The organism is Bradyrhizobium sp. Kon37, assembly GCF_055807535.1.
Genome location: NZ_JBVVOY010000119.1, coordinates 1 through 514, shown reverse-complemented (window position 1 = coordinate 514; position 514 = coordinate 1). Strand labels below are relative to the sequence as shown.

1 protein-coding gene and 1 pseudogene are annotated in these 514 nt (G+C 46.9%); one reads left to right on the top strand and one right to left on the bottom strand.

Annotated features, from left to right (window positions below; all coding sequences use genetic code 11):
* Positions 1-10 precede the first annotated feature (10 nt).
* On the top strand, positions 11-163 hold the full coding sequence (locus tag AC0L3J_RS37380; protein ID WP_457794868.1) for a Tn7-like element transposition protein TnsE: 153 nt from the start codon (positions 11-13) through the stop codon (positions 161-163).
* A 55-nt stretch (positions 164-218) separates the two neighbouring features.
* On the opposite strand, the pseudogene AC0L3J_RS37375 reads toward AC0L3J_RS37380, so the two are convergent.
* A pseudogene (locus AC0L3J_RS37375) lies at positions 219-371 on the bottom strand (IS256 family transposase); the annotation flags it as partial.
* Between the last annotated feature and the right edge of the window lie 143 nt (positions 372-514).

Here is a 514-nt window from a genome sequence, read left to right as displayed (position 1 = left end):
GAAGAGCTCATTGAATTGGCCAAATAGTTTGTTTGATCAATTATATGGACAAGACGGGCATAGAGGGGTGAATCATCCAAAGGGGTTGGGGGAGCTGCAAGTATCGAGAGAGGATATGGAAGGGTGGGCTGAGAGAGTGGTTAGAGAGCAATTTACGCATTAAAGGAATGACTGAAAGAGCCTGTAAACCCTTTTGTGTAAGTGCTTTTGCCGGTCAGTTAAAGGTGGCCATTTAAACGGTCACCAAATTCGATCATAAAACGGTTCATGGCCGGCTTCCAGTTGCGGATCGGCATCGTCCATTTCTTGGTCGCCGCCTGGATAGCCAGGTACACCACCTTCATCGCTGATTCGTCCGTAGGGAACACCTTGAGTTCATATTAATGGAATTTTCTACAAATAGCCTCCGTGGTTTTGAGGGGGGATTACAGACGATCCATAGTAGTAATCCAATGAGTTCTTGAGCGCGGCGACATGTTTGGACGCCTTGGCAAAAATTAGAGCCTGCTTGAAG